The following is an 8,281-nucleotide window of genomic DNA, read 5'->3' as shown; positions in this document are numbered from 1 at the left end:
CTAAGATTTACCAGCTATTGCAACATTGTGCTGCGCAGCTTCAGGCTGGCGAACGGGATATCACTGCATTATGCGAGGACGCCAAATCACACTTGGTTAAAAATGGCTTTAAACCCGATTACTTCAATATAGCCAAGCCCACAACACTTGCTCCTTCACAAGAAACAGATACAGCTTTCGTAATTTTATTAGCCGCGTATTTGGGCTCAACCCGTTTAATTGATAATATAACGGTGAATCTTTAACCATCGATATTGAGTAACACTATGACATTGGATGTATTACCTAGTTACCAAGCATTAAAGGATCATGCCAAATTCATTACTAAGCTTCATGTAAAAGACCTATTTGAAGGTGATCCTAAGCGCTTTGATCGCTACTCCTTTCAGGCACCACATGTCTTTTATGATTATTCAAAAAACCGTGTCACCGAGGAAACGATTTCGCTCTTATCTCAGCTCACTGCTGAAGCAGGGCTTGAAGCAAAGGTTAAGGCCTTGTTTTGTGGCACAGGAGAGAATGGAGACTTACTGAACAACACAGAGGACAGAGGCGTCTTACATACGGCCTTACGACTTCCAAAGTCTAGCCTGACTCAAACTACTAGCTATTCGCCTAGCCAAGATATATTGGATGAAATCCTTGAATGTCGAATTCAAATTCAAGAATTCGTTGATAAAATACACCAACAGGAAGTTCTTGGTTACACCGGAAAACCCATTGATACTCTCGTTAGTATCGGCATTGGGGGCTCTTATCTAGGCCCCAAAACAGTTACCGAAGCACTATCACCCATCGCCAAAGAAGGCCTGAGTTGTCACTATATTGCTAACGTAGACAGTAGCGATAGCCACCAAGTGCTCTCTCAGATCGTACCTGAATCCACCATTTTCCTGATTCAGTCTAAGTCCTTCGGTACACAGGAAACACTTACAAATGCTCAAACTGTAAAGAACTTTCTACTAGAGCACGGAATGCTTCAAGAAGACCTTGGCATGCATCTCTATGCTGTGAGCAGTAATATCGAAGCTGCGATAGCCTTTGGAGTTAAGGAAGAAAATATCTTCCCTATGTGGGACTGGGTAGGAGGGCGCTATTCACTCTGGTCTGCAATTGGTCTTCCAATCGCATTTATGATTGGCAATGAGCACTTCGAAGCCTTGCTACAAGGCGCACACGAAATGGATGAGCATTTTATCTCAGCTCCCTTTGAGCAGAATATGCCAAGCCTGATGGCAATGCTAGGCATTTGGTACCACAGTTTCTTTGGCGCCGACTCACATGCCGTAATGCCTTATGATCAGTATCTGAGCTTTCTTCCTGATCACCTCCAGCAATTAGATATGGAGAGTAACGGCAAACACGTATCTACAAAAGGTAAAGCTCTTACTTACCATACAGGCCCTATAATATGGGGGGGTACTGGAACTAACGGCCAACATGCTTTCCACCAGTTATTGCATCAGGGCACTAAACTAATCCCATGTGACTTCATTGCTACGCTTGATACGCATCACCCATCAGGCTCTCATCATAAGATGTTATTGGCTAACTGCCTGAGCCAAACTCAAGCCTTGATGCAGGGGCGTAGTGAAAGGCAGGCTTTTCAAGAATTATTAAATAGGGGTTACGACGAACCCAAAGCCAAACTCATAGCCAAGCATATGGAGCACAAAGGTAATCAACCCAGTAATACCTTTCTTATTGAGAAAACGCTGCCAAAGAGCGTCGGTGCCCTAATTGCCGCCTACGAACATAAAGTTTTCGTTCAGGGTGTAATATGGGAGCTTAATTCTTTTGATCAGTGGGGAGTAGAGTTAGGTAAAAAGCTAGGTAACGAAGTACTCAAACAACTGGAAGACGCTGATTCCAACATTGCTGCAGATTCTTCTACTGCCGGTTTAATCGCTGAATACCACCGATTTCATGAAAACAAATAAGCTTAAGGCTTGAGAATAGCAGCAACTGAACTTGGATCAATTCGCCATACCTTTTGCTTCGCTTCGATTTCTACTTGCTTAAGCTGCCATAAGACTTGGTAGCTTAAGCCAGTTTTGCTATCGATATCATCCGGTGCTAACTCAGCCATCGGCCATAGAACAAAGCCATTGTAGTATAGCTCCGGCCTCGGGAGCTCAACTCCATCATGAAAACCTGTCAGTTGCCCGTAACTGACCACATCAATATCTAGCGTTCTTGGTGCAAAGTGTTTATCTCCGCGCAGGCGGCCGTGGCTATCTTCAATTGTTTTTAATGCCTTTATAACCTTGGGCAAGCTTAGCTCTGTTTCGATTGATACCGCCATGTTATAGAAACACGCACCGTCAAAACCAACCGGCTCACTTTCATAAATTGAAGACAAAGATAAGTCACCAAAGGTCCGTTTCAGGCTGCTCAGGCCCGAGCGAAAGTTCTGATCACGTTCAACATTTGAGCCCAGATTCAAGAATACCTTAGGCATGGCTATGCTGCTCTCGTGTTCGCTTCACTCTAACGCCAACTGATCTTGTGTTTGGAACTGCGCCAGGCTTACTTATTTTTAGTTCTATCGCGCTAATTGCAAAGCTATTAAATAGCGATGCGGCTATTTTGTCTGCTAGATACTCCAATAACTGATGGTGTTTGGCTAAGGTAATGCGCTCAATCTCCTGGCAAACCGCCACATAATCAATAGCATCTTCTATGGCATCTGATTCTGCTGCGGCTGAAAAGTCACACACTAGAGCAAGGTCAAACAACAATGTTTGCTTGATCTGCTTTTCCCATTCGAACACACCTATTGAGGCGTCAATTTCGAGCTTTTCAATTAATACCTCAGAGTAATCTTGAGCCATCAAATTAACCTATTGTCAGGATTAAAATCTAGCCTAGTGCAGGCAGCGTATCTAGTGGCCAACGTGCTTGTACTGCAAACTCATGATTTGAGCCCTGGCCTGCCTGCAAGCGCTGATAGCCGGCATAAGCGATCATTGCACCATTATCCGTACAAAACTCCGGACGAGCATAAGAAACCCTGGCACCCAGTTTTTTTACCATTGGCTCCAGAGTCTGTCGGAGATGCGTATTGGCACTCACACCGCCTGCAATAACGAGCGTTTTCATCCCTGTTTGTTCAAGGGCTCGTTTACATTTAATTCTAAGCGTATCAACAACTGCCTCTTCAAATGCTAGCGCGATCCTTGCCTGATCATCTTTATCCAACTCTTTCTTAGCACGGACATCATTTACCGTGTTCAAGGTAAAAGTTTTCAGGCCACTAAAACTAAAATCCAGTCCTGGCCGATCTGTCATTGGACGGGGAAATCGATAAGGTGTTCCACCAAGCTCTGTTCGGGCATATTCAGCCAGTTTCGCAATTCGGGGACCTCCCGGGTAATCGAGCCCTAACATTTTCGCCGCTTTATCAAAGGCTTCACCTGCCGCATCATCTAATGACTCACCCAGAATTTCATATTCACCAATAGACTGCACTGAAACCAATTGAGTATGGCCACCCGATACAAGTAAACCAATAAAGGGGAATTCCGGTGGACTATCTTCTAGCATCGGCGCCAGTAAGTGTCCTTCCATGTGGTGTACACCGATAATGGGGATATCAAGCGCCATCGCTAAGGCATTCGCAATGGAAGCACCGACCATCAGCGCTCCTACTAATCCCGGCCCTGCAGTATAGGCAATCGCATCAATATCGCCCTTCTCTAGCCCAGCTTCTTTGAGAATAGCGTCTATTAAAGGAATGGTTTTTCTTACATGATCTCTAGAAGCTAATTCCGGGACAACACCACCATAGTCCGCATGCATCTCTACTTGGGAATATAACTGGTGTGCAAGCAAACCTTTCTCACTATGATATAAAGCAACACCGGTCTCATCGCAAGATGACTCAATACCTAAAACAATCATTAAGAATCTCGTGTAGTTGGAAAGTCGTCAATCTTTAGCTAGCAGTAGAAGAAAGCCCTGCTTACGTAACAAGTCTTGCTCTAACTCCAAGATCGACGTATTTAAGGGATTTGCCTCAAACCAGCCTTTCCCCATACTAAGGGATAAGCACTCGTCCTGAGCCCTTAGGGTGAAATCCGTTTCAGCTTGATTACGTTCTGCTGTCAGCGCAACCGCCAGTCTGAATATTGTGCACAGGCGCTTCAGTGTTTGCGTTTCCTGTTTACTCATTCCAATAAAAGGCTCATCACTAAATTTCCGTCTGTGAGTACGTACTATCACAGAAAGGTGCAGCTGAGTTAATCTCGAGAAACCTGGTAGGTCAGAGTGATAAACGAGATAAGCACCATGCCGGTGGTATTGTGCATGAGCAATAGAGTGCCCAACCTCAAAAACCCGGCTTGCCCAACGTAGTAGATTTTCACATTGCGGTAAGGCTATATCCCAATACGAAGCAATTTGCTTGTATGCATGAAGCGCTGTTTTCTCTACTCTTTCAGCGTGTTCAACATCAATAGCATAGCGAGCCTGCATCGATTGAAGTGAACGTTCTCTGACATCCTCATGCTGAATCCGGCCTAGTATGTCATACAGCAAACCTTCCCTAAGCGCGCCCGATGTGAACTCCATTTCTTTGATGCCCAGTACCTTAAAGCATGAGTAGAGTATGGAAAAGCCGGCTGCAAAGATCGATGCACGCTCAGATTTCACACCTAGTTTAACTAAGTCCTCACAATGTCCGAGAGTAATCATCAGGCCTTTTAGTTCTTTCAAAGCTTTTAATGTAATCGTTTCTTCAGCTAAACCAAGATGACGCAAAGCATTTAGAATAGCCTTAATTGAACCCGAAGCACCCACTGTATGCTGCCATCCAAGCGACTTATATTGTTCCTTTATGCTGAATAATTCTCTGGATGCGTGCTTGATTGCTTTATTAAATCCTTGCTCAGTTAGCTCACCACCAGGAAAATATTTTTCTCTGAAAGAAACGCAGCCCATATGCATACTTTCTAAGGCTTTTGCCTCAAAGCGTTCACCAATTATCAATTCGGTGCTACCACCACCGATATCGATAACCAGGCGATTGCCTTTATCATCAGCCAGGGTATGAGCAACACCAAGATAAATTAGACGCGCTTCTTCTCTGCCAGAAATTATTTCTATTGGGTGACCTGTTACACGCTCGGCATCACGCAGAAAGTCAGTTTTCTTTTTGGCTGCTCTTAAAGCATTTGTACCCACGATCTGCACAGATGCAGAGTCAAAGCTCTTGATCCGCTGGGAGAAGCGCTTCAAGCACTCAATTGCCCTGATATGGGCTTCTGGAGTTATTTCTCCATTTTCGTCGAGACCTGCCGCTAGCTGGACCTTTTCACCAAACTTATCAACGACTCTAATCTCGCCATGAGAAATTTTTGCGACAACCATGTGAAAACTGTTTGAGCCCAAATCTATCGCTGCAATGTGGTCTGAGCAGCTATTTGGCTCTGCTTTCGTATCATTGTGAGTTAACACGTCCTTGAAATCCTCTGATAAGGCTATATATTACTCGTTACGATTTTTCATTTCTTAAGAGATAGCTGTATTGTAACGCATCAAATGCTTTCAGGCTTCTCTAAATCTTTTATTGGAATCAAAACATGAGTGATAACATCATCAATGTAAGTGACGCAACTTTCGAAACGGAAGTTTTAAATTCTGACATCCCTGTACTTGTCGATTACTGGGCGGAGTGGTGCGGCCCTTGTAAAATGATCGCCCCTGTCCTTGAGGAAATTGCTGACGACTATGCTGGCAAGATCAAAATATGTAAGTTAAATATTGATGAGAATGAGCAAACCCCACCTAAATTCAATATTCGTGGCATTCCAACCTTGATGCTATTCAAGAATGGTAATGTTGATGCAACGAAGGTAGGCGCGCTATCAAAATCTCAGTTGACAGCTTTTGTTGACAGCAACTTGTAAGCCCACTAGTTTACGCTTTGCATAGGTGGCACTCTTCTTGGGTGCCACATCGCTACTCTCCTATCAGATTTAGATCTCATGACACTGCAAATTGATGGCGGTATTCTTGCCGGTGGCCTTTCCACTCGTATGGATGGCAAGGACAAGGGACTGCAACTCTATCGACAAAAACCAATGGCCCAGTCTGTTTTTGACTCGCTTCAGCCTTATGTTCGTCGCGTGTTAATCAACTGCAACCGCAATCAAACTCAATATCAAGAAATCAGTCCTCTTGTGTGTTCTGACTCAATCGAAGGCTTCCAAGGTCCTTTGGCAGGACTACACAGCTTGATGTTGAACACTGATGCTGATTATTTGCTTGTCAGCCCCTGTGATACACCCTGCCTTGGACAAGAGTATGGTCAAAAGATGCTCAATATCTTGTACCAAAAACAAGAGCTGTTCCCTGGTCAGCCTTTGATAATCGCATCGAGAGATGAAAACAGAAGCCACCCTCTTCACTTATGCATTTCTACTCAGTTTGTTGATAGCTTGGAAGATGCAATCGTAAACAGGCAAAACCGCGTAATGAAGTGGGTTAAAGATAACGGTGCTATCTGGGTTGATTTCTCAACATCAAGAAATGCTGAAGCCAGTAGCTTTATGAACTTCAATACACTTGAAGAGCTATCTTCTTCTCAAGGCTATTAGCTCTCTCATCAAGAATAAGAAGCTCGGCTGCTTGGGATTAATGCTGAAGTATCTGACTTAAGAATAGTTGTAAGCGGTCAGTTTCTGGGTTTGTAAAGAATTCCTCTGGTGTATTTTGCTCAACAATTTCACCACCATCCATAAATATTACTCTGTCCGCTACACGCTTAGCAAAGCCCATTTCATGAGTAACACAGAGCATCGTCATACCTTCATCAGCTAGCTCAACCATGACATCGAGTACTTCTTTAATCATTTCCGGATCAAGAGCAGAGGTTGGTTCATCGAACAGCATGATTTGAGGTGACATACAAAGAGATCGTGCAATCGCTACACGTTGTTGCTGACCACCCGATAACTGACCCGGGTACTTAAGTGCTTGGTCTGGAATCTTCACTCGCTCCAGATACTTCATTGCAATCGCTTCGGCTTCCTCTTTGGGTTTTTTCTGTACCCAAATTGGCCCAAGCGTCAGGTTTTCTAAAATGCTCAAATGGGGAAACAGATTGAAGTGCTGAAAAACCATACCGACTTCACGACGGATCGCTTCGATATTCTTAACGTCTTCGATCATCTCAACACCATTCACAACCAAAGACCCTCTTTGAAACTCTTCCAGTCGGTTGATACAACGAATCATCGTCGATTTACCTGAACCAGATGGTCCACAGATAACAATTCGTTCACCCTTTTTGACACTTAAGTTTATATCTTTGAGCACATGGAAATTGCCATACCATTTATTCAGATCTTTAATTTCAATAACGTTATCTTTACTGCCCAGAACCTCAGAGTTTTGGCTTTTTACATCTGTTTTCATCATTAATCTCCGTAGTAGACAGCGCTATTTATTATTATGGCTGGTATCCAGCTTGCGTTCGATATTACTGCTGATCATTGACATACCAAAGCAGCAACACCAAAAGACCATAGCGACAAATAAGTAGCCTTCCGTTGCATGTCCCCCTAACCAGTTTGAGTTATTCAAAGCAGTTTGAGTGGTACTGAGCATTTCAAATATACCGATGATCAAAAGGAAGGTAGTATTTTTGAATAGCATAACGAAGGTAGCAAGAATATTGGGCATCGATACTTTGATCACCTGGGGCAATATAATCAGCAAAGTTTTCTGCCAATAACTTAGGCCAAGCGAGTCAGCGGCTTCGTATTGCCCTTGGGGAATTGCTTGAAAGCCACCCCTAAATACTTCTGCCATATAGCCCGACATAAATAGAATCAGAACAATCCACACCCTAAGTAATTTATCTACGCTGGTGCCTTCAGGAAAAAATAATGGCAGCATTACCGAGCCCATAAAAAATAGGGCTAAAACCGGGGTTCCCCTAAAAAACTCGATCAACAAAATACAGACACTACGTATAAAAGGCATCTCCGATCGTCGACCTAGGGCCCATAAAAAGCTCAACGGAAAAGCAATAATAATACTCGCTGACGCCAAAAAGATATTCAGTGCAAAGCCACCCCATAAGTCAGTACTTACTGTCATCAAACCAAACAGGCTACCGTCCAGAAATGTCGCACAGACAAATGGAAATAACAAAAATACCGGGACGCCAATCTTATTCCGAAGATCTTTTGGCAAGACATAAGGCAAAGCAATGACAGCAGCGAGACTCAATAAAGCAAGATTCACTCGCCACAGTTCTGAGCTGGGGTAACTG

At 43.7% G+C, this 8,281-nt stretch carries 10 protein-coding genes; 4 read left to right on the top strand and 6 right to left on the bottom strand.

The genetic code is table 11. From position 1 onward, the window contains the following. Positions 1-245: pantoate--beta-alanine ligase (locus A3757_RS12190; protein WP_197470018.1), on the top strand; the 245-nt coding region annotated here is incomplete at its 5' end. 21 nt (positions 246-266) lie between these two features. After that, positions 267-1,940 carry a glucose-6-phosphate isomerase gene (gene pgi / locus A3757_RS12185; RefSeq protein WP_068553022.1) on the top strand — a complete coding sequence of 558 codons (1,674 nt, stop codon included), beginning with the start codon at positions 267-269 and terminating at the stop codon, positions 1,938-1,940. Between the two features lie 2 nt (positions 1,941-1,942). Here pgi and folK read toward each other — a convergent pair whose 3' ends face one another. Genes folK through ppx form a run of 4 tightly spaced genes read right to left on the bottom strand, consistent with a single transcriptional unit; the run spans position 1,943 to position 5,457 of the window. Continuing rightward, on the bottom strand, positions 1,943-2,461 hold the full coding sequence (gene folK / locus A3757_RS12180; RefSeq protein ID WP_068509996.1) for a 2-amino-4-hydroxy-6-hydroxymethyldihydropteridine diphosphokinase: 519 nt from the start codon (positions 2,459-2,461) through the stop codon (positions 1,943-1,945). Beyond that, the gene (folB, locus tag A3757_RS12175; protein WP_068509994.1) at positions 2,454-2,834 is read right to left on the bottom strand and encodes a dihydroneopterin aldolase; all 381 of its coding nucleotides are present in this window, start codon (positions 2,832-2,834) and stop codon (positions 2,454-2,456) included. Before folB ends, folK begins: the two co-directional genes overlap by 8 nt. Before the next feature lie 28 nt (positions 2,835-2,862). Then, entirely contained in the window at positions 2,863-3,903 is a 1,041-nt protein-coding gene (gene tsaD, locus A3757_RS12170) for a tRNA (adenosine(37)-N6)-threonylcarbamoyltransferase complex transferase subunit TsaD (protein WP_068509992.1), read from the bottom strand. A gap of 27 nt (positions 3,904-3,930) precedes the next feature. Beyond that, positions 3,931-5,457 (bottom strand): exopolyphosphatase, encoded by a 1,527-nt coding sequence (ppx, locus tag A3757_RS12165; protein ID WP_068553023.1) that lies wholly within the window; start codon positions 5,455-5,457, stop codon positions 3,931-3,933. Between the two features lie 125 nt (positions 5,458-5,582). On the opposite strand from ppx, the gene trxA reads away from it, so the two are divergent. Both trxA and mobA read left to right on the top strand, forming a co-directional pair. Further along, complete coding sequence (trxA, locus tag A3757_RS12160; protein WP_068509988.1) at positions 5,583-5,909, top strand: thioredoxin TrxA; 327 nt, start codon at positions 5,583-5,585, stop codon at positions 5,907-5,909. 78 nt (positions 5,910-5,987) lie between these two features. Next, positions 5,988-6,599, top strand: a complete 612-nt coding sequence (mobA, locus tag A3757_RS12155) for a molybdenum cofactor guanylyltransferase MobA (protein WP_068509986.1) — start codon at positions 5,988-5,990, stop codon at positions 6,597-6,599. A gap of 37 nt (positions 6,600-6,636) precedes the next feature. On the opposite strand, the gene A3757_RS12150 is transcribed toward mobA, so the two are convergent. After that, entirely contained in the window at positions 6,637-7,422 is a 786-nt protein-coding gene (locus A3757_RS12150) for an amino acid ABC transporter ATP-binding protein (protein ID WP_304438860.1), read from the bottom strand. Between the two features lie 21 nt (positions 7,423-7,443). Continuing rightward, positions 7,444-8,281, bottom strand: an 838-nt coding sequence (locus tag A3757_RS12145; protein ID WP_068739699.1) for an amino acid ABC transporter permease, incomplete at its 5' end; no start/stop codon positions are given.

The sequence above is a fragment of the Oleiphilus sp. HI0117 genome (genome assembly GCF_001635235.1).
The sequence above is the reverse complement of the archived record's forward strand: the minus strand, read 5'-3'. Positions and strand labels throughout refer to the sequence as shown.

What these genes read in the sequence shown, in the direction of transcription:
- A3757_RS12150 (WP_304438860.1), bottom strand. Translation starts at nt 7,422, where the DNA reads ATGATGAAAACAGATGTAAAAAGCCAAAACTCTGAGGTTCTGGGCAGT.
- mobA (WP_068509986.1), top strand. Translation starts at nt 5,988, where the DNA reads ATGACACTGCAAATTGATGGCGGTATTCTTGCCGGTGGCCTTTCCACT.
- folB (WP_068509994.1), bottom strand. Translation starts at nt 2,834, where the DNA reads ATGGCTCAAGATTACTCTGAGGTATTAATTGAAAAGCTCGAAATTGAC.
- tsaD (WP_068509992.1), bottom strand. Translation starts at nt 3,903, where the DNA reads ATGATTGTTTTAGGTATTGAGTCATCTTGCGATGAGACCGGTGTTGCT.
- pgi (WP_068553022.1), top strand. Translation starts at nt 267, where the DNA reads ATGACATTGGATGTATTACCTAGTTACCAAGCATTAAAGGATCATGCC.
- trxA (WP_068509988.1), top strand. Translation starts at nt 5,583, where the DNA reads ATGAGTGATAACATCATCAATGTAAGTGACGCAACTTTCGAAACGGAA.
- folK (WP_068509996.1), bottom strand. Translation starts at nt 2,461, where the DNA reads ATGCCTAAGGTATTCTTGAATCTGGGCTCAAATGTTGAACGTGATCAG.